Below are 20,500 nucleotides of genomic sequence, written 5' to 3'. Positions count from 1 at the left end.
AAGCCCCTCCTATTTTATTTCCTTAGCTAAATTATTATTCTCTGTAGCAGCACTTACCGCTTCTTGTATAGCTTTATTACGTGCTTGACGTGAGAAGTAGTCATATATAGCAAATATTATTCCTACAAATGCTAATCCTAATATTGGTAATTTAAAGTATGACATACATACATATCCTAGAATTACATATGCTAAGTATTTCTTTTCTCCATTAGTTAATTTATCCATTACTATTGCAAAACCTGCTGTTGGTAACATTCCTCCTGCAACTGTAATTCCTTGCATTAACCATTTTGGAATTAATGATATTATGTACTTAACTGTTGGCATACTTACTGCTGAACCAAATCCTACTAAGAATCCAAAAATAAATAACATAATAACGCAGCTATGAGCTAGTATTTTAAATCTCAAGAAATGTCCTTTCTTAAGTTCTTTATTCATCCAAGCTCCTGCTGGAGTTGATAATGTATAAGAAAGAGTAACTAAGAATTGAACTGCTACTGCAAATGGAAATGATAAAGCTAACGCTTGTTCAACAGTAACTCCACTATTCTTCATTGTAATTGCTAATAAAGTACCTATTATACCAGGTCCTAATTGGTTTGGAGGAGCTGCTCCACAGATACTAACTCCAAATCCTAGGAAAGCCATTTCTCCAATTGCTCCCATTGCAAGAGCTGTTGGAATATCTCCTAAAATTATTCCTACCCCCAAGGAAAGTACAAGTGAACGATTTGTGTAAATTCCAAGCATTTGACCAGCTAAACATATACCTGAAAATAATCCTATTATGATAGCTTGTGCTAGTGATATTGTCATTGTTCCACATCCTTTCAATTATTCGACAATATGTAAAATTTAATTTTTACCAGTATAAATCCCAATCCTTATAGAATCTTATTAATGCTTCTAAATAGTAATAATCTCCCCAGATAGTTCCTTCATCAATTCCTCTATTAGCATGTACTGCATAAGTTCCATGTAATAATAATGCTTCTGAATCTGATTCTGGTTTAGCTGCATAATTTTCTATTAAAGATCTTAATATTGCATGCATTGCATACTTATAAACTAATTTATTTTCATCTGTTTCTTCTAAATGTTTGTTAGCTTCATTTATTCCACAAACAGCTATTGCTGCTGAAGATGTATCTCTTGATTGATCCTCTACCTTACAATCTGTTGGAATATTTCCTTCATCACTAAATATTAAATCCCAATAACATACGAAATCTTCAGGTAATCTATTTAAATAAAAATTAGTTACTGCTTCAAAAAGATTCTTTGCATTCTCATCTTTTGTATACTTATAAGTTAATGGCACTCCATAAATTCCCCAAGCTTGTCCTCTTGACCATGTAGATTCATCTGAATATCCTTGTCTCTTCGCTCCTCTTAAAGGTTCTCCAGTCTCATTATCAAAGAAGAATGTATGGAAACTTGATCCATCTTCTCTTATAACGTTATCGCAAGCAGTCTTGTAATGATTGTATGCTTTGTTAAATAAATCTTTTTCTCCAGTTTCTTCAGCTGCCCAATATAATAAAGGAATATTCATTAAGCAATCTATTATTAATCTATAATTATCTTTTGCTCCAAGAGGTCCCCACGCTTGTATGAAATCTCCCTTTTCTTGATATCTTGTAATTAATTGTTTTGCAGCCTTTATAGCAACTTCTTTTGGAAGCTCTTCCCCTGTAAGCTTATAAGCACTAACACAAGTTGTTGTATATAGGAATCCTAAATCATGATGTCCAAGTTCTATTAAGTTATCTAATCTATCTTTAAATGATTGTATATTTTCTTCTGCTAATTTTCTAAATTTATTATCTCCTGTATATTCATAAGCAAGCCATAACATTCCAGTCCAGAAACCTGTTGTCCATTCAATGTTTTCTATAACAGGATATTTATAATCTACGCTTGATGAATCTGGGAATTTATCTCCAGGAAACTTTTTCATATTCTTTTCTATTATTTTTATACAATCTTCTATTGCATTTTTAACTTCTTCTTTAGTTAAAAGTTTTTGACTTAAAAATTTTTCTCTATTCTTAATTGGTTCTATCTTTTTAATTTTCACAAATAACACCTCTTAATTATTTTTATTTACGCCCTTATAACCTATTTATAACTTTTTTAAAATCCAACTTCGTCTAAAACAATTATTACTTTAAATCTTCCTTCGAATTTTCCACCGTGTTCAACAATTGATATGTAATTACACATTCTTTGTTTTATATTACATCCATCATCTCCTGTACATTCTCCATTTTGAACGCAAGGAGCTACATTATGTCCCTTTAGTCGTTTACAATTCATAGGAGCAATTTCCTTTAATCTCTTTAAAGCTTCATCTAAATTTTTAACAATTTTATTAAAACCTGCTACAACGATTACATGTCTAGGTCCAAAAATCATACTAGCAGCTCTATTACCTGAACAGTCAACATTTACAAGCATTCCATCTTCTGTTATTGCATTTGTACTACTTAAAAAATAATCTGCTAACATTCCTTGTCTATAAACTTCAACTTCCTCTTTGTAAGTTAAATTTGGATCAAATCTATCAAAGAACTTATAGTTTCCATTTCTTATTGTAGGTATCATATCCATTGCATTTAAAGTTACTGATCCCCCCATTGCAACTGATGATCCTTCTGGAATTGATTCAAGAACTAGTTTTTTTGCTTCTTCTAAGTTATTTACAATAACAGCATCATATTTCTTTTCTTTTAATGCTTGTACAGCTCTTTCAGCTTTAGCTGTATAATACCATTTTTTATAATCGTTCATTTAGAACTCCTCCTTAAATTGTATAAATTAAGTATTTTATTCTTTTTGGTAATTTTATTTATATTTTTCAATTAAATTACAATAATAATCATTATTTAAGATAGTTCCAATAAATTAGAACTATCTTAAATATATTAAATACTATCTAACTAACCATCCACCATCAATTGCAAGGATGTTTCCGTTCATATAATCTGAAGCTTTACTACATAGGAATACCATAGCTCCCATTAAGTCAAATGGTTTTCCCCATTCAGCTGCTGGAATTCTTGAAAGTATTTCTTCATTTCTCTTTTTATCAGCTCTAATTGGAGCAGTATTTGCTGTTTCAATATATCCAGGTGCTATTGCATTTACTTGGATATTATAGCAAGCAAGTTCATTTGCAAATGCTTTAGTTAAACCAGCTACACCATGCTTACTAGCAGTGTATGGAGGTACAAACTTTCCACCTTGGAATGCAAGCATTGAAGCTACATTAATTATTTTTCCTGACTTTTGTTTAGCCATAATTTTTGCAACTTCTTGACTTAAGTAGTAAACTGCATTTAAGTTTATATCCATAACAGCTCTCCAGTCTTCATCTTTATATTCTAAAAGTGGAGCTCTTCTTATAGTTCCTGCATTATTTACTAATATATCTATCTTTCCATATTCTTTCATGCAAGTATCTACAACTTTAGTAATATCTTCTCTCTTAGTTAAATCAACTTGGCAGAAAACAATTTTTCTTCCTTGTGCTTCAACCATTTTTCTTGTTTCTTCCCAATCTGTATCATAAGTTGGAACAAATAAATCTGCACCAGCTTTAGCTAAGGCAACAACATATCCTTGTCCAAGACCTGTATTTCCTCCAGTTACTATTGCAACCTTTCCTTTTAATGAAAAGAAATCCATTGAAAACTTATCTAATTCTGAACAACTCATTCTTTAATCATCCTTTCAAAATAAATTCTTATCTTAAATCTTCCATTGATATTTGGTCCATATCATCAAATGTTTGATTTTCTCCACACATTCCCCAAATGAATGTATAATTGCTTGTACCTACACCAGCATGTATTGACCAACTTGGTGATATAGTAGCTTGTTCATTTTTCATTACAATATGTCTTGTTTCTTTTGGTTCTCCCATTAGATGGAATACTCTAGTGTCTTCATCCATATCAAAGTAGAAGTAAACTTCCATTCTTCTTTCATGAGTATGACAAGGCATTGTGTTCCAAGCATTATTTGGTTCAAGCATTGTTAATCCCATTAGTAATTGACAACTCTTACATACAGCTGGATGAACATATTGATATATAGTTCTTTCATTTAAGTTAGCTGGGCTTCCTAAATGAACAGGATTTGCATTTTTTATATCTATCTTTACTATGTCATAACTATGATGTGCAGGAACTGAATTTATATAAAATTTAGCTGGGCAATCTTTTGATTTTGATTTAAATACAACTTCTTTTATGCCCATTGGTATATATAATCCATCTCTTTTTCCCATTTCATATTTAACGCCATCTAGTTCAATTAAACCTTCTCCACCAACGTTAATAACTCCCATTTCTCTTCTTTCTAAGAAATAGTTAACTCCCATTTCTTTTCCAGCTTCTAATTTTAATTCTTTGTCTACAGGCATTGCACCACCAAATATAATTCTATCTACGTGGCTATAAGTTAAAGAAATTTCATCTTTTACAAATATTTTTTCTACTAAATAATGTTTTCTTAACTCCTCTGTAGTGTACTTTTTAGAATCTTCTGGATGTGTTGCATATCTGATATCCATAATTAAAACCTCTCCTTTTTTTTTAATTTTTTACCAATATAAATTCCAATCTTTATATAATCTCATTAGAGCTTCCATATAATAATAGTCACCCCAAGTAGTGCATTCATCTACACCATTATTAGCGTGCCATCCGTAAACTCCATGAAGTAGTAAACCTTCTTCTTCACCATTTGGATCTGGTGCATAATTTTCTATTAATGATCTCATTATTGCATTAGATGCATTTCTATATATATTTTTATATTCATTTGTATTTGGAAGATACTTATTCATTTCAAGCATTCCACATACAGCTATTGCTGCTGCTGATGAATCTCTTGGATGATCATCTCCATCATTAAATATTAAATCCCAGAAACATACATTATCTTTTGGTAATCTGTTTAGGAAATAATTTGTTACAGCTTCATATACTCTGAATGCGTCTTTATCTCTTGTATATCTATAAGTTAAAGGTACTCCATATACACCCCAAGCTTGACCTCTTGCCCATGAAGAATCATCTGAGTAACCTTGTTTTGTAACTCCCTTTAATGGTTTTCCTGTTTTATTATCAAAATAATATGTATGGAATGTTGAACCATCATCTCTTATTACATAATTACATGATGTTTTAAAATGTGTATGAGCTAATTCGTAATATTTTTTATCTCCAGTAACTTCTGATGCCCAATATAATAAAGGAATGTTCATTAGACAATCTATAATTAATCTATAATCTTCTCCCATGTTACCCCATGCTTGAATAAACTTTCCTGTTTCTTGATATCTTGTTATTAAGTGATTTGCTGCCTTTAAAGCTGCTTCTTTTCCTTTTTCACTACCTGTTAACTTATAATCTGCAACACAAGATATTGAATATAAGAATCCCATGTCATGATGATTTACTTCTATTTTTTCATCTATTCTCTTCATGAAATCATCTACATTCTTTTGTGCAAGATTTTTATACTTTTCATCGCCTGTATATTCATATGCAAGCCAAAGCATTCCTGTCCAAAATCCTGTTGTCCATTCAACATTATCTATGATTTTATACTTTCCATCCTTACTTGCTGAATGTGGAAATCTTTCACCAAACTTTTCTATATCTTTGTCTATTATTTTAATTGTGTTATCTAAGGCCTTTTTAACCTCTTCTTTAGTTAACGGTTTTGAATTAGTAAATTTGCTTTCGTCTTTTATCTTCTCAATAGCAATTTCTTTTATCATTTATTTACCCTCCTATTATCTTTGGACACTTCCTGAAGTTTTTCCATCTACAATTGATGTTATTTCATCTATATTTGTTATATTACAATCACCATTGATTGTATGTTTTAAAACTGCAGATACAACTGCAATATTTAAAGACTTTTCTATTTCTTCATTATTTATTAATCCATATATTAGACCTGCTGCAAAAGCATCTCCAGATCCAACTCTATCTAATATGTCAAATTCATATCTATGACTTTTATAAATTTTATTGTTTTCATATATTATTGCTGACATAGCATTTTTTGATGCCGAAAAATTTTCTCTAAGAGTTGTTGCTACATATTTTATATTGTACTTTTTACTCATTTTAGAGAATATGTTTAAAAATTTATTTTCATCGAATTTTTCTGTTGCAAAATCAGCTATTTTATGTTCACCTGAGCATCCTTCTACGCTACTTAACCAACCTATACATAAATCTACATTAGGTAATAATTCTTCCATTATCTTTTCATAATCTTCTATAGTAGCTAGTTGACTTCTATAATTTAAATCTAAACTTATCTTTAGCTTTTTTTCTTTAGCTTTTTTCATTGCTAATTTTGTAAATTCAGCACACTCTTTACTTAATACAGGTGTTATACCTGATATATGGAACCAATCTGCACCTTCAAATATTTTATCGAAATCAAAATCCTTTACATTTACATCACATATAGCTGAATGTTTTCTATCATATATTACTTTTGAAGGTCTTAATGATAATCCTTTTTCAAAAAAATATGCTCCTAATTTATCTCCACCAAAATTTATGTAATCTGTTTTTACACCATAAGATCTTAAATAATTTTCTGCACTCTTTCCTATATCATTATCTGGAAGTTGAGTAACAAAATATGAGTCTAATCCTAGTCTAGCTAATTCAAGAGCTACATTTGCCTCTGCTCCACCATAATTTATATCAAAGGACTTTGTTTGCAAAAATCTTTCATAATTGGGAGGAGTTAATCTCATTAAGATTTCTCCTAATGATACTACTTTTTTTGCCATAATTATTTTCTCCTCTATTTTCTAGCTTCTTTTATCTTTTCTATAAATTCTTTAGATAATTTTGTTATTGATTCAAAGTCTCCTGTTTTAGCACCTGCAGTTAATTTTCCACCTACGCCTACAGCTATACAGCCATTTTTTATCCATTGGTCTACATTGTTTATATCTACACCGCCAGTTGGCATAATTGGTGCTTGAGGTAATGGTGCCTTAACACTTTTAACATAACCTGCTCCAAAAGCACTTCCTGGAAATAATTTTATAACATCAACTCCAGCTTCTAATGCTTTTATCATTTCATTAATAGTTACACAACCTGCCATATAAGGAACTCTGTATCTATTACATAATTTAGCTGTTTCGAAATCAAATCCTGGACTAACTATAAACTTTGCACCAGCTAATATTGCAATTCTAGCTGTTTCACTATCTAATACTGTTCCTGCTCCAACTAATAGTTCTTCTGGAAATTTATCAATTAATTCTCTTATAACATTTTCTGCACCTGGTATAGTAAATGTTATTTCAATTGAATCTACTCCACCTTTTAAACATGCGTCTGAAATTTTAATAGCTTCTTCTGGATTATTAGCTCTAACAACAGCTACTATTCCTTTGTCTTCTATTCTTTTTAGTACATCGTACTTATTCATTTTTCCATCCCCTTGTGTTTCACATAATAAAACTTCGTTTCATAATATAGAATATATTTTAAGTATAGTTAATAAATTTGAAATATTCAACAGATTTGTTGAAAACTTATTATTAACAACTTCATACTTTATTAACATTATTTTCTTTTTTATAGTTTTTTTGTACATTTTTTATTTTTATTGAATAATTTTTTATCTGAAACCGTTGATTTATGCTGGTATAGACCACTTTAGAAATTTTTATATTTTTAAATATTTATTTTTTAGAACAAAATATTTAAAGTATTAGGCTTTAATTAGGTTCTTTTATATATTTTTATTTCACATTGCAAAACCCAATTTCATAATATAGAATATATTTTAAGTATAATTAACAATTTTAAAATTCTCAATCAATTTATTGTTAAGTAATTGTAACTTTATTAATTTTCTATTCATTTTTACTTCTTGTTTTGAAAACATTTTCTTTTTTTAATAAAAAAAAAGATGGATTTTTAATTAATTATAAAAAAATCCATCTTAATATTTTTAAGCTTTCTATATTGGAGTTACATATTATAAACTTTTAGAAATAATTAGAATGCTTTTATTTTGAATTATGAAAAAGAAGATTATTAGAGTTTAAGATATATTTATGAAACATCTTTAGGAAAAAATTATTATTCTAAATATTATTTTCTGTACTATGTCCTATGTCTTGTGAAATTTCTAATGCTGTTTTTTTAATTAATTTTGAATAGGGTTCTATTTTTTCTGGTGTAAATATATTAGTAGGTCCTGAAATACTTATTGCTGCACAAACTTCATTTTTATAATCTAATATTGAAACACCTATACATCTTATTCCTATTTCATTTTCTTCTTCATCTAATGCATAGCCTTCTTTTCTTACATTATTTATTATTTTCATATATTCATCAAAATCAACAATTGACTTTGGAGTAATTTGTTTTACGTCACTATTATTCCATATTTCTTTTATTTCACTATCATTCATATATGCCATCATACTCTTTCCAACAGCAGTACAATACATTTGAATTCTTTTTCCTATTCTAGAATACATTCTTAATGTATTATTAGGCTCAACTTTATCTATATATATAATTTCATTACCATCTCTAACAACAAGGTGGACTACTTCTCCTGTTAAATCAACTAATTCTTTTAATCGTGGCTTTGCAACATCTACAAGATTTATACTATTAGCCATTCTATTTCCTATTTCAAACATTTTAAATGTCAACATATACTTATTAGTTTTCTGATTTTGCTTAACATATCTTTTTTCAATTAACGTCGCTAACAATCTATGAACAGTACTTTTGTGAAGATCTACCCCTTCACTTATTTCTTTTATTCCCATGCCATCTGGATTACTAGATAATATCTCTAATATTGATAATGCCCTATCTACAGACTGCACTACTTCGCCCATATATTTTCATCCTTTCTTACTATATAAATTTGTTCTATACTTCTCTGCTTAAATACTCTATAATTTTGTTCTAATACTCATATTAAACTAATGCAAATTAATAATCAACTTAAATATGGCAAAAAAATAAAGAGTAATTTCCTCATAAAATTCTCTTTAAACCAAATAAAAATATATATAATTAAAATAAAAACCACTATCTTAATTTATAAAAATAGTGGTTTTTTTGTGTATCTTTTCTATTACATTCATTCTTTTACTCCATATCTAATTTAAGAATGTTGTTCCCATTACCACTCTTGAAAAATCTTTGTAGTTTGTTAAGTTCTTAACATTTACAGCCTCAAAAATTGCTTTTCTTCCTTTTTCATTTATTAGTTCACTAAAAAGACAATTTAAAAATGTTGTTGGTACTTTATCTAATCCTTCAAAGTCTAAAACAACTTCTTCATTTAAATTTTCTTTTATTTGATCTCTTAGTAATATAGCATCTTCAATAGCAAAATTTTCTCCTAAAGCTTCTCTAACATTTATCATCATAATTATCACCTCATAAATTATTTTCATTATTAATTAATCTTATTTTTAAAATTTTCTGACAATTCTGTCTACACTTATAATATACCAAGTTACTATTTCTTTGTCAACTATTTAACAAAGTTTTTTTCAATATTTTTGCTTTTTTTATTATTTATTGATATATTATATTCTCTTATTTTTTAATAGTTCATCATTTTAATAAAGATACATATTTAAAAACATTTATTTGGTGAATTAAAAAATTATAATTATTTAAAAATATTACAACTATTTTTAATATTTAATAAAGCTCTAAAAATCTACTGCTATTTAGATTTTTAGAGCTTATCTTTAAATATTTTTACAATATTTTATGATTAATCTCATATATTAATTAACTTTCTATTTTTTCATTATAATAATTTCAAGAAATAAATTTTATATTTAAATTCCTAATAATTTTTTACTTAATAAAATAACTTCTTCTTTTTCAGTTGAATTATAAATTTCAACTTCTCCCTTTGTTTTTCTGTCACTTACAAGATCTACATCTTCAAGTTTCCTTTTAAGTTCTTTTACAGTTCCTTCTCCTCCATCAATTATTGGAACATCTTCTCCAACAACTTCTGATAAAGTTTCCTTTACAAATGGATAATGGGTACATCCAAGCACTATAGCTGCTATATCCTTATTTTTATAATTTTTAAATTTATCTTTAAGATATTCTTTTACATTATCACTATTTAAATCTCCCTTTTCTATAAATTCAACTAATCCATCACAGGGCATTGGATATATGTTTGCATCTTTTCTATACATATCCATAAGTTTCTTAAATTTAAGATGAGATAATGTAAAAGGAGTTGCCATTATTATTACATCTCCATTTCTATGTAACTCTACAGCAGGTTTAACTGCTGGCTCTATACCAATAATAGGAACTTCCTTATATACCTTTCTAAGTTCACTAACAGCTGCACTAGTTGCTGTATTACAGGCAACTACTATAGCCTTAGCTCCTTTACTTAACAAAAATTTAACTGCATCAAAAGTTAAATCTCTAACTTCACTCATTTCTCTTGTACCATATGGAGCATTTTTTGAATCTCCAAAGTATATGTAGTTTTCATTAGGCATAAGCTTTAAAGCTTCTCTCATTACACTTAGTCCACCCACTCCTGAGTCAAAAAAACCTATTGGTAACTCTCTCTTATTCAAAGCTTAATCACTCCATTCTTCAATCTTTATTTTAAATTTATATACTATATATTTTATAACTTTAACTAGAACAAATCATCTAGTTTTTTAAACTTATTTTATTTATAACTACAATTTATTATTTATCCTTTATAAAACTTAGATTATTTCCTTCATTTTTTTAAAATGAATTTAAAAAATATTATATAACTTTAATTAGAATAAATCTATATGATATTCTACATTTATAAAATAGTAAATCTATTAATACAACTTCTATAAAAAAAGTTATTATCTTAACAGTTATCTAACAAACTATTAACTAATAATTTTCTATTAACGTTATTGACTGATACAGTATAATGTAGTAAAATTTGTCTAAGATTTTTTGTGACACGAACATTAAGTTAAGTGTTTTCAAATTCATTCGATAAACTAGAAAGGATGTGACATTATTCTAGGTATATAGTTCATTTCTACATTAATATCTAGAATAGAAAACTATGGTTGATGATTTAATTTACACTATACCAAGCAATAAACACACTAAAAGCGATATTTTTAATATATTATCTGAAAATCCTGAAATTAAGTTTGTTTCTCTAGTTGGAATAGATTTATCTGGTAATGATACGGATGAAAAAATTCCTGTAAGCTTATTTTTAGATGATATTGATTCATTCTTAAATGGTGTCGCTGTTCAAACGGATGGTTCATCAGTTGTATTACCTGGAATAGCTACCCTTAATAATGCAAAAGTAGATATGATTACAGATTTAGACTGTAATTGGTTTGTTGACTACAACTACGATAATATAGACCCTCTTACAAAAAAACCTATTGGTACTCTTAGAATTCCTTGTTTCTTATATCATGATAACAAAGCTGTTGACTCAAGATATATTTTAAAATCATCTGTTGAAACTTTCGAAAAAGCTCTTTGGGAAGAATTCTCCAAAAATCCAAAATTATTAGAAACTTACAATTTAACTAAAGAAGATATTGAGGAAATTAATCTAACTTCAGCAACAGAATTAGAATTTTGGGTTAAGACACCAAATGATACTGCTGAAATAGAAGAGTTATCAACATCACAGGTTTTACATGAACACTATTGGACAAGAACTAAGGGAACAGTAAGAACTGCCTTAGAACAAACTTTAATATTAATGGATAAGTACGGCTTTAATCCTGAAATGGGTCATAAAGAGGTTGGTGGTGTTAAAGCTAAGCTTGAAAGCACTGGTAAGTTCAATCATATTATGGAACAACTTGAAGTAGACTGGAAGTTTGCATCAACACTTCAAGCGGCAGATAATGAACTTTTCGTTAGAACTCTTATACAAGAAACTTTTAGAAGAAATGGTCTTGAAGTAACATTTATGGCAAAACCAATAGATGAAGTTGCTGGTTCTGGTATGCATGTTCACTTAGGAGTTAGTGCTAAATTAAAAAGCGGAAAAAGAGTTAACCTATTCCATGTATCTAAAGAACATTTCTTAAGTGAAATAGGATATGGTGCTGTTATGGGAATACTTAAAAATTATGAAGTAATGAATCCATTTATATCTTCAACAAATAATTCTCTTAAGAGATTGAAGCCTGGATTTGAAGCACCAGTTTGTACAGTTACTTCATTAGGAATAACTCCAGAAAACCCTTCAAGAAATAGAACTGTTTTAGTTGGATTAATAAGAGACTTTGAAAGCCCTATGGCAACTAGATTTGAACTTAGATCACCAAATCCACATTCAAATACATATTTAACATTTGCAGTTTCTTATTTAGCTATGCTTGATGGTATTTTATATGCTTCACATTCAAAAAAATCAAAGGATGAGTTATTAAAGGAATTATCTAAAAAACCTGGTGAAAAATCAGAGTACTTAGAGACTAGTAGAGCTTATAGAAGTGAAGATGATGTATTTGAAGACTTTAACGAACAAGAAAGAAATGAATACTTTGGTAAAGCTCCTTCAACTGTTTATGAAAACTTATCTCAACTTGATAATAATTTAGATAAACTTGAAGTATTAAAGAAAAATCCAGTATTTACTGATCAAATAATAAACAGCTTTAAAATTGCTGCATTATCAAGATGGTCAACTGAATTAGAACATAGAATAATAAATAACTATATTAAACAAATAAGGGATAGTAAGATACTTCATTCACCAGAGAAGGCTCTTGATTTAGATATATTTAATTGGACTAGACTAAATAAATTAAGACACTATTTAATGAAAGATACTTCTAATAGTAAATCTTTATTTAGTAGATTAAGAGATGCATTTAATAATTCTGATTATAAATTAGCTTCTGAACTTTATTTAGAAATTGAAGATAAAATGTGTGAATTAAGAGAACTTTACTCAGAATATGAGAAAAACTTATTAGATTTATAATTTAATATATTAAAGGCTAGAAATTGCTTCTAGCCTTTTTATTATTCAAAGTATATATCTATAAAATTATTTCTTGTAGAATGTTTTAATCCTGTCCATTAGGTTTAACATGAGAATGATGGTTTTTGATATATACTTGATGAATATCCTTTGCTATGTATAAAAGGATTATTATTTACTATTTCCTCAGCCTCTTTATAATCTCTAGCTTTAAAAACTATAGTCCATCCATTTTTATCATATTTTCCTGCACACATTAAATATTTTTTTGAATCTCCAAAGTTTCCCTGTCTATCAATAATTAAGCTTCTGCTTTCAGTCATACTCTTATAATTTAATTTTACAAAAATATTTGAATTAGATTTCATAAATAACACTCCTTTTATACGAACACACGTTTGATTATATTTTAGCGAACACAGGTTCGTATGTCAATATATTTTTTCTTATGTTAACAATATATGTTTTATTAGATTATATATTCCTAAATTATTTTTTATTTTTAAAAGAAAAAACTGTCGATTTATAATTCTTTTTTATTAGACATAAAAAGAGTATTGCATATGATTTCTAATCCTTATGCAATACTCTATTTTATTGTTTATTTTAAATTTCTGATATATTGAAAACTTCTAAATTATTTTTTTCACTAAAATTTTCTTTTCTAACATCTATCATTGCCTTCAATGTATCTAAAGCTGTTATAACTCCAATATTTCTCTCTACAGCAGCTCTTCTTATTAAAAATCCATCTCTCTTTGAATCATTTCCTTTAGTTGGTGTATTTATTACTAAATCAACTTCTTTATTTTTTACTACATCTAGTATATTTGGATTTTCTTCATTAATTTTTCTTACTTCTTCTGCATTAATTCCATTATCTTTTAATAATTTACATGTTCCCTTTGTTGATACAAATTTATATCCTAGTTTTGAAAGCTCCACTGCCATTTCTAAAAATTCTTGTTTATCATGGTTTTTAATTGTTGCAAGTATTTTTTTATTATCAATGTTAGTTATCATTCCAGCTGCAACAAATCCTTTGTATAAAGCTTCCTTTATATTTCTTCCAACTCCTAAAACCTCTCCTGTTGATTTCATTTCTGGTCCTAATGATACTTCTACATTTGGAAGTTTTTGAGTTGAGAATACTGGTACTTTAACTGATATAAGTTCTGGCTCTTTGTATAGACCTACCCCATATCCTAAATCTTTTAATTTATATCCAAGCATTGCTTTTGTAGCAATATCAACTATTGGAACTTTAGAAACTTTACTTATATAAGGTACTGTTCTTGAAGCTCTTGGATTAACTTCTATTACATAAAGCTTCCCTTCAAATTCTATAAATTGAATGTTTATCATTCCTTTTATTCCTATTGCTAATGCAAGTTTTTTAGTATATTCTAATATTTTTCCTTTAATTTCTTCTCTTATATTTTGACTTGGATACATTGTTATACTATCACCTGAATGAACTCCAGCTCTTTCTAAGTGCTCCATAATTCCTGGTATTAATATATCTTCCCCATCTGATATTGCATCTACTTCTATTTCTCTTCCCATTAAATATTTATCTATAAGAATTGGATTTTTCTTATCCTTTAAAAAGGCATTTTCTAAATAATATTTTAACTCCTCTTCATCATGAGTTATTTCCATACCTTGTCCTCCAATTACATATGAAGGTCTAACAAGTACTGGAAAACCTAATATTTTAGCTTCTTTTAAGCCCTCTTCAACTGACCATACTCCTTTTCCCTTTGGTCTAGCTACTCCTAACTCTTCTAAAAGTGCATCAAATTTTTCTCTATCCTCTGCCATATCAATTTCATCTGCTGTTGTTCCTAGAGCCTTTATATTTTTCTCCTTTAAGAAGTTTGCAAGCTTAATAGCTGTTTGACCACCAAATTGAAGTATTACTCCATCTGGATTTTCTTTTTCTATTATGTTTAAAACATCCTCTTCTGTAAGTGGCTCAAAGTATAATTTATCTGATATATCAAAATCTGTACTTACTGTCTCTGGATTATTATTTACTATTATTGTTTCTATTCCTAGATTTTTAAGTGCCTTAACACAATGAACTGATGCGTAATCAAACTCTACACCTTGTCCTATTCTAATTGGACCTGAACCTATAACTATTACTTTCTTTTTATCCTTTGTTACTTTAACTTCATCATATTCATCATAACTTGAGTAGTAATATGGTGATAGTGCTTCAAATTCCCCTGCACAAGTATCAACCATTTTATATGAAGGTTTTATATTCCATATATCTCTTAATTTATATATATCATCTGGACTTACCTTTAAAAAATCTGCTATTGCCTTATCTGAAAAACCTTTTTTCTTTAATTTTAAAAGCCATTCTTTATCTAGATTTTCTATATTGCTTAATTTTAATCTTTGCTCTTCTTCAACTATCCACTTAAACTTTTCTATGAAGAATCTATCTATTCCAGTTATTTGAGATACCATGTCTATCCTATAATCTCTTCTAAGAATTTCTGCTAAGGCAAATATTCTTTCATCATCTGGACATACTACTCTATCTTTTAGTTCCTTCATACTTAAATTTCTAAACTTCTTAAAATCTAAAGAATATCTTCCTATTTCTAAACTTCTTATTCCTTTTAAGAAAGCTTGTTCAAAATTTGAACCTATTGCCATTATTTCTCCAGTTGCCATCATCTTTGTTCCAAGTTCCCTATCTGCACTAAAGAATTTATCAAAAGGCCATTTTGGAATTTTACATACTACATAATCAAGAGCTGGTTCAAAGCAAGCATATGTTTTTTGAGTTACAGCATTTTTTATTTCATCAAGTCCATAGCCTAATGCAATTTTAGCTGCAAGCTTTGCAATTGGGTATCCAGTTGCCTTTGATGCTAGAGCTGATGATCTTGAAACCCTTGGATTTATTTCTATTACTGCATATTCAAAACTTTCAGGATTTAGGGCAAATTGCACATTACAACCTCCCTTTATTCCTACTGCATTTATTATGTTTATTGATGCAGTTCTAAGGATCTGATATTCCTTATCTGATAATGTTTGAGATGGTGCTACAACTATACTATCTCCTGTATGGATTCCAACTGGATCTATGTTTTCCATATTGCATACTGTTATACAGTTTCCATAGGAATCTCTCATTACTTCATATTCTATTTCTTTCCAACCCTTAACTGACTTTTCTAGTAATACTTGTCCTATTGTGCTTAACTGAAGTCCTGATTCTAATATTACTTTAAGTTCCTCTTCATTTTCAGCAATACCTCCACCAGTTCCCCCAAGGGTATAGGCAGCTCTTACTATTACTGGATAACCTATTTTATTTGCAAAGTCCATTCCAGCATTAAAGTCTGTTATTATTTCACTTTGAATAACAGGTTCTTTAATTCTGTTCATCATATTTCTAAATAGTTCTCTATCTTCACCTTCTTTTATAGACTCAATAGAAGTTCCTATTACTTTTACATTATATTTATCTAAAATTCCAGAATCATAAAGTTCTACTGCAAGATTTAATCCTGTTTGACCACCCATTCCTGCAAGTAAACTATCTGGTCTTTCCTTTTTTATTACTTTTTCAACAAATTCTAAAGTTAATGGTTCTAAATAAACCTTATCTGCAACTTCTCTATCTGTCATTATAGTTGCTGGATTTGAATTTATTAATACAACTTCAATTCCTTCTTCTCTTAATGCTTCACAGGCTTGTGTTCCTGAATAATCAAATTCTGCTGCTTGTCCTATTACTATTGGACCTGATCCTATAACTAATACTTTCTTTATATCTTTATTTAATGGCATATCTTTAACCCCCTAATAATCTTATAATGCGTAACTTAAAAATCTATCGAATATATATTCTGAATCCTTTGGACCTGCTGATGCCTCTGGATGGAATTGAACTGAGTATACTTTCATAGTTTTATGTTTTAATCCTTCAATTGTTCCATCATTTATATTTAAATGAGTTACTTCTACATCATCAGGTAATTTATCTACAACATACCCATGATTTTGTGAGGTTATATGTACTTTTCCTGTTTCTAAATCTTTTACTGGATGATTGCAACCTCTATGTCCAAACTTTAATTTAGTTGTATTTCCTCCTAAACTTAAAGCTAAAAGTTGATGTCCTAAACAAATTCCAACTACAGGTTTTTTCCCTATTATATTTTTTATTGTATTTATTTCCTCTTCTAAATCCTGTGGATCTCCAGGACCATTTGATAAAAATACTAAATCTGGATTTACATTAAGTATTTCTTCTGCCTTTACCTTTGATGGAAATACTGTAATTTTGCACCCTCTATTTTTAAAGCATCTTATTATATTTTCTTTTATTCCATAATCTATAATAGCTACATGCTTTCCTTCTCCAGGAATTTCATATTTTTCTTTAGTAGATACAATATTTACTGCCTCTTTATTTGAAAATTTATTTAGTTTACTTTTAACATCTTCTAACTTTGAATCATCTAAAACAATAATTCCTTTCATTGTTCCATTATTTCTAAGAACTTTTGTTAGTGCTCTTGTATCTATGCCTTCAAGTCCTATTATTTTATTTAACTTTAAATAATTATCTAATGTTAATTCACATCTAAAATTATTTGGCATATCACATTTTTCTCTAACTATAAATCCTGAAACCCTTGCTTTATTTGATTCCATATCTTCTAAGTTTATTCCATAGTTTCCTATAAGAGGATATGTCATTGTTACTATTTGGCCATGATAAGATGGATCTGTTAAAACTTCCTGATATCCAGTCATTCCAGTAGTAAATACCACTTCTCCTACATTTTCTTTAAGATATCCAAATGGATTCCCTTCAAAAATCATGCCATTTTCTAATATAAGCCTTGCTTTCATGCTTAGCCCTCCCTAACTTAGTATTTTTGCTAAAAATACACTTCTTAAAGATAAAATTTTATATACAAAAAAAGGACAATAAAGAGACCACAATATTTTAAATTGCTCTCCTTATTATCCTTATATATTCTTTGTTTATTAAATTTACCTTTAACGGCAAAGCTATGATATTTCTCTTTTGCTGTAATAACATAGTTGCATACTCCTTTCTGGCCTCACAGGACCAATTTAAAGTGTATCTTAACTTTAAAAATTATTCTGTTTTATATTTTAGTTTATGAATATTTATGTGTCAAGAAATTTATGTAAAATTATTCAGAATAACAATTACTTTTTAAAGAGTAAATAATTATTATAAAAAAGGTTATTAAATACTATTTACTTTTGTTGAATTTAATGATATTATTTTTTCATAACATATTTATGGTAATATATTACACATAGTAAATGCAAGGGGGATTAATAATGTTAAAGGTAGATAATTTAACGAAAACTTTTAAAAATAATACAGTTGTTGATGATGTCACCTTCCAAGTTAAGCCTGGAGAAATAGTTGGTTTACTTGGAGAAAATGGGGCTGGTAAAACAACCACTCTTAGAATGATATCAACAATGCTTAAAATTTCTTCTGGTGAAGCAACAGTTAATGGATATTTAGCATCTAAGGAACCTATTAAAGTTAGAAAAGAAATTGGAATACTTTTTGGAGGAGATGTAGGTCTATATGATAGATTAACTGCAAGGGAAAACATAAAATATTTTGCTAACCTTTATGGAATAGACAATAAAACAGCTGATAAACGTATTAATGAATTATCCAAAAGATTTGGAATGGATGAGTTTATTGACAAGAGAGTAGCTAAATTTTCAAGAGGAATGAAACAAAAGGTATCTATAGCACGTTCTATAGTTCATAGTCCTAGCGTTATGCTTTTTGATGAACCTTCAACTGGTCTTGATGTTACAGCAGCTAGAACAGTTCATGACTTTATACTTAAATGTAAAGAGGAAGGTAAAACTATTCTTTTCTCAAGTCACTCAATGGCAGAAGTTGAAAAACTTTGTGATAGAGTTGTTATTATTAATAAAGGTAAACTTTTAGAAGATTGTAATATAGAAACTCTTAAAATTAAATATGGTAGTGAAGATTTAGAAGAAGTTTTTGTATCTTTAATTGGAGGTGAGGCTCGTGAATAATTTTTTTATAGTCTTTAAGAAAGAACTAAAGGATATTTTCCGTGATAGAAAAACTATTATATTTTCTATCCTACTTCCAATATTAATTTTCCCTCTTATATTTAATATTATGTTTAAGGGAATGGAAGATACTCAAAAGAAAGCCTCTCAAAATATTAATATTGTTATGGAAGGAGATTTAAATTCAAGTGTAGCAAATATACTAAAATCTCAAAGTAATATTAATATAAAAGATGTAAAGGATCCTTCTAAGGCTTTAAAAGATGGGGATGTACAGCTTATTATTAATATTCCAAAAAACTTTGACAAGCTAGTATCAGAAGGAAAGAAAACAGATCTTCAAATATTATTTGATGAAAACTCTAATAATTCTCAGATAGCATCAAATATTGTTGAAAAACTTTTAAGCGGATTATCAGATAAAATAGTCAGTGATAAATTAACTGCTAAGGGTATAAATCCTTCAATACTTAAACCTTTTGATGTAAGTGTTAAATCTGGATTAACTAAAGATGGAAATGTTAACCCTATGGCTAGTGGCTTTGGTAGTATGATACCTTCATTAATAATAATACTTATGATTTCACCAACTCTTGCAATTGCAGCAGATCTTGGAGCTGGAGAAAAGGAAAGAAATACTTTAGAACCATTACTTTCAACATCTTGTAATAGAAGTGCTCTTTTATGGGGTAAAATTATTGCAATGAGTGTGGTTTCAGCTATTGCACTAATACTGAGTCTTGGTTCTATGTACTTTGCAATGCAAAATATTCCTGGCATGGAAGGTGGATTCCCTCTTGCCCTTAATGGAACAAGTATTGCTTTAATACTTTTAATCTCTCTATTATTACTAATTGCTATTTGCTCATTAGAAACTTGTGTAAGTCTTTATGCTAAATCAGTTAAAGAGGCTGGAACTTACCTTTCAGGTCTTGTAATGCCATTTATGATTCTTTCATATGTACCTGTATTTATGGATGCTAAAAATACTTCTATGCTTATATTTAATATACCAATTGCAAATTCAGTTGCCCTTATGAAAGAGGTTATGGTTGGAATATATAACCCAACTCATATAGCAATAGTATTTGGTTGGCACATAATTTATGTTGTAGCTGCTGTACTTTTTGCTAGATACATGTTCTCAAGAGAGGAAGTAATATTTAGAGCATAATTTTAAAAATAATGGGGATTATATTATATAATTCTCATTATTTTTTTATTTTTTTTAAATAAGCAGCTCACTCTAAGAAAACGTTTATATATGTAGTAAAATAACTTTTTAAATTTGTATTTTACTTTTTCTAATGTTATAATTGCAACTACCAACTTATATTTATAAATAAGTTGTCAGTTTTAA

At 28.4% G+C, this 20,500-nt stretch carries 17 protein-coding genes; 3 read left to right on the top strand and 14 right to left on the bottom strand.

What is annotated here, in order from left to right:
* Nucleotides 1–9: 9 nt before the first annotated feature.
* The 11 genes from J2S18_RS10300 to murI form a co-directional block, all read right to left on the bottom strand.
* On the bottom strand, nucleotides 10–822 hold the full coding sequence (locus J2S18_RS10300; protein ID WP_307486667.1) for a PTS mannose/fructose/sorbose/N-acetylgalactosamine transporter subunit IIC: 813 nt from the start codon (nucleotides 820–822) through the stop codon (nucleotides 10–12).
* Nucleotides 823–868: 46 nt separating this feature from the next.
* Complete coding sequence (locus J2S18_RS10295; RefSeq protein WP_307486665.1) at nucleotides 869–2,086, bottom strand: glycoside hydrolase family 88 protein; 1,218 nt, start codon at nucleotides 2,084–2,086, stop codon at nucleotides 869–871.
* Between the two features lie 56 nt (nucleotides 2,087–2,142).
* Nucleotides 2,143–2,799: a lactate utilization protein gene (locus J2S18_RS10290; protein ID WP_307486663.1), complete on the bottom strand. Its 657-nt coding sequence runs from the start codon at nucleotides 2,797–2,799 to the stop codon at nucleotides 2,143–2,145.
* Nucleotides 2,800–2,940: 141 nt separating this feature from the next.
* Nucleotides 2,941–3,726, bottom strand: a complete 786-nt coding sequence (kduD, locus tag J2S18_RS10285) for a 2-dehydro-3-deoxy-D-gluconate 5-dehydrogenase KduD (protein WP_307486661.1) — start codon at nucleotides 3,724–3,726, stop codon at nucleotides 2,941–2,943.
* A gap of 28 nt (nucleotides 3,727–3,754) precedes the next feature.
* Nucleotides 3,755–4,585, bottom strand: a complete 831-nt coding sequence (kduI, locus tag J2S18_RS10280) for a 5-dehydro-4-deoxy-D-glucuronate isomerase (protein ID WP_307486659.1) — start codon at nucleotides 4,583–4,585, stop codon at nucleotides 3,755–3,757.
* Between the two features lie 30 nt (nucleotides 4,586–4,615).
* The gene (locus J2S18_RS10275) at nucleotides 4,616–5,800 is read right to left on the bottom strand and encodes a glycoside hydrolase family 88 protein (RefSeq protein ID WP_307486657.1); all 1,185 of its coding nucleotides are present in this window, start codon (nucleotides 5,798–5,800) and stop codon (nucleotides 4,616–4,618) included.
* Between the two features lie 15 nt (nucleotides 5,801–5,815).
* On the bottom strand, nucleotides 5,816–6,838 hold the full coding sequence (locus J2S18_RS10270) for a PfkB family carbohydrate kinase (RefSeq protein WP_307486655.1): 1,023 nt from the start codon (nucleotides 6,836–6,838) through the stop codon (nucleotides 5,816–5,818).
* Nucleotides 6,839–6,852: 14 nt separating this feature from the next.
* A complete protein-coding gene (locus J2S18_RS10265) occupies nucleotides 6,853–7,491 on the bottom strand; it encodes a bifunctional 2-keto-4-hydroxyglutarate aldolase/2-keto-3-deoxy-6-phosphogluconate aldolase (RefSeq protein WP_307486653.1) in 639 nt (212 codons plus the stop codon).
* A gap of 664 nt (nucleotides 7,492–8,155) precedes the next feature.
* The gene (locus J2S18_RS10260; protein ID WP_307486651.1) at nucleotides 8,156–8,929 is read right to left on the bottom strand and encodes an IclR family transcriptional regulator; all 774 of its coding nucleotides are present in this window, start codon (nucleotides 8,927–8,929) and stop codon (nucleotides 8,156–8,158) included.
* A gap of 267 nt (nucleotides 8,930–9,196) precedes the next feature.
* A complete protein-coding gene (locus tag J2S18_RS10255; protein ID WP_307486649.1) occupies nucleotides 9,197–9,469 on the bottom strand; it encodes an STAS-like domain-containing protein in 273 nt (90 codons plus the stop codon).
* A 423-nt stretch (nucleotides 9,470–9,892) separates the two neighbouring features.
* Nucleotides 9,893–10,666: a glutamate racemase gene (gene murI, locus J2S18_RS10250; RefSeq protein ID WP_307486647.1), complete on the bottom strand. Its 774-nt coding sequence runs from the start codon at nucleotides 10,664–10,666 to the stop codon at nucleotides 9,893–9,895.
* A 482-nt stretch (nucleotides 10,667–11,148) separates the two neighbouring features.
* Here murI and J2S18_RS10245 point away from each other — a divergent pair, with 482 nt between their 5' ends.
* Nucleotides 11,149–13,050, top strand: coding sequence for a type I glutamate--ammonia ligase (locus J2S18_RS10245; protein ID WP_307486645.1), 1,902 nt, complete (start codon nucleotides 11,149–11,151; stop codon nucleotides 13,048–13,050).
* Nucleotides 13,051–13,154: 104 nt separating this feature from the next.
* Here J2S18_RS10245 and J2S18_RS10240 read toward each other — a convergent pair whose 3' ends face one another.
* From J2S18_RS10240 to carA, 3 genes are all read right to left on the bottom strand, one after another.
* A complete protein-coding gene (locus J2S18_RS10240) occupies nucleotides 13,155–13,418 on the bottom strand; it encodes a hypothetical protein (RefSeq protein WP_209797135.1) in 264 nt (87 codons plus the stop codon).
* Between the two features lie 238 nt (nucleotides 13,419–13,656).
* Nucleotides 13,657–16,872 (bottom strand): carbamoyl-phosphate synthase large subunit, encoded by a 3,216-nt coding sequence (gene carB / locus J2S18_RS10235; protein ID WP_307486642.1) that lies wholly within the window; start codon nucleotides 16,870–16,872, stop codon nucleotides 13,657–13,659.
* Nucleotides 16,873–16,893: 21 nt separating this feature from the next.
* Nucleotides 16,894–17,943, bottom strand: a complete 1,050-nt coding sequence (gene carA, locus J2S18_RS10230; protein ID WP_307486641.1) for a glutamine-hydrolyzing carbamoyl-phosphate synthase small subunit — start codon at nucleotides 17,941–17,943, stop codon at nucleotides 16,894–16,896.
* A gap of 465 nt (nucleotides 17,944–18,408) precedes the next feature.
* On the opposite strand from carA, the gene J2S18_RS10225 reads away from it, so the two are divergent.
* Both J2S18_RS10225 and J2S18_RS10220 read left to right on the top strand, forming a co-directional pair.
* Nucleotides 18,409–19,140 carry an ABC transporter ATP-binding protein gene (locus J2S18_RS10225; protein WP_307486639.1) on the top strand — a complete coding sequence of 244 codons (732 nt, stop codon included), beginning with the start codon at nucleotides 18,409–18,411 and terminating at the stop codon, nucleotides 19,138–19,140.
* The gene (locus J2S18_RS10220; RefSeq protein ID WP_307486637.1) at nucleotides 19,133–20,314 is read left to right on the top strand and encodes an ABC transporter permease; all 1,182 of its coding nucleotides are present in this window, start codon (nucleotides 19,133–19,135) and stop codon (nucleotides 20,312–20,314) included. The genes J2S18_RS10225 and J2S18_RS10220 overlap by 8 nt, the downstream gene beginning before the upstream one ends.
* The last annotated feature ends 186 nt before the right edge of the window (nucleotides 20,315–20,500 follow it).

Origin of the sequence: Eubacterium multiforme, from assembly GCF_030813415.1 — a bacterium.
In the GTDB taxonomy this organism is placed as follows: domain Bacteria; phylum Bacillota; class Clostridia; order Clostridiales; family Clostridiaceae; genus Clostridium; species Clostridium multiforme.
Note: the sequence above shows the minus strand (reverse complement) of the source record. Positions and strands in the feature narration are given on the sequence as shown.

Coding starts and splice junctions, on each gene's coding strand:
- J2S18_RS10300 (WP_307486667.1), bottom strand. CDS start 822: ATGACAATATCACTAGCACAAGCTATCATAATAGGATTATTTTCAGGT.
- J2S18_RS10290 (WP_307486663.1), bottom strand. CDS start 2,799: ATGAACGATTATAAAAAATGGTATTATACAGCTAAAGCTGAAAGAGCT.
- kduD (WP_307486661.1), bottom strand. CDS start 3,726: ATGAGTTGTTCAGAATTAGATAAGTTTTCAATGGATTTCTTTTCATTA.
- kduI (WP_307486659.1), bottom strand. CDS start 4,585: ATGGATATCAGATATGCAACACATCCAGAAGATTCTAAAAAGTACACT.
- J2S18_RS10275 (WP_307486657.1), bottom strand. CDS start 5,800: ATGATAAAAGAAATTGCTATTGAGAAGATAAAAGACGAAAGCAAATTT.
- J2S18_RS10270 (WP_307486655.1), bottom strand. CDS start 6,838: ATGGCAAAAAAAGTAGTATCATTAGGAGAAATCTTAATGAGATTAACT.
- J2S18_RS10265 (WP_307486653.1), bottom strand. CDS start 7,491: ATGAATAAGTACGATGTACTAAAAAGAATAGAAGACAAAGGAATAGTA.
- J2S18_RS10260 (WP_307486651.1), bottom strand. CDS start 8,929: ATGGGCGAAGTAGTGCAGTCTGTAGATAGGGCATTATCAATATTAGAG.
- J2S18_RS10255 (WP_307486649.1), bottom strand. CDS start 9,469: ATGATGATAAATGTTAGAGAAGCTTTAGGAGAAAATTTTGCTATTGAA.
- J2S18_RS10245 (WP_307486645.1), top strand. CDS start 11,149: ATGGTTGATGATTTAATTTACACTATACCAAGCAATAAACACACTAAA.
- J2S18_RS10240 (WP_209797135.1), bottom strand. CDS start 13,418: ATGAAATCTAATTCAAATATTTTTGTAAAATTAAATTATAAGAGTATG.
- carB (WP_307486642.1), bottom strand. CDS start 16,872: ATGCCATTAAATAAAGATATAAAGAAAGTATTAGTTATAGGATCAGGT.
- carA (WP_307486641.1), bottom strand. CDS start 17,943: ATGAAAGCAAGGCTTATATTAGAAAATGGCATGATTTTTGAAGGGAAT.
- J2S18_RS10225 (WP_307486639.1), top strand. CDS start 18,409: ATGTTAAAGGTAGATAATTTAACGAAAACTTTTAAAAATAATACAGTT.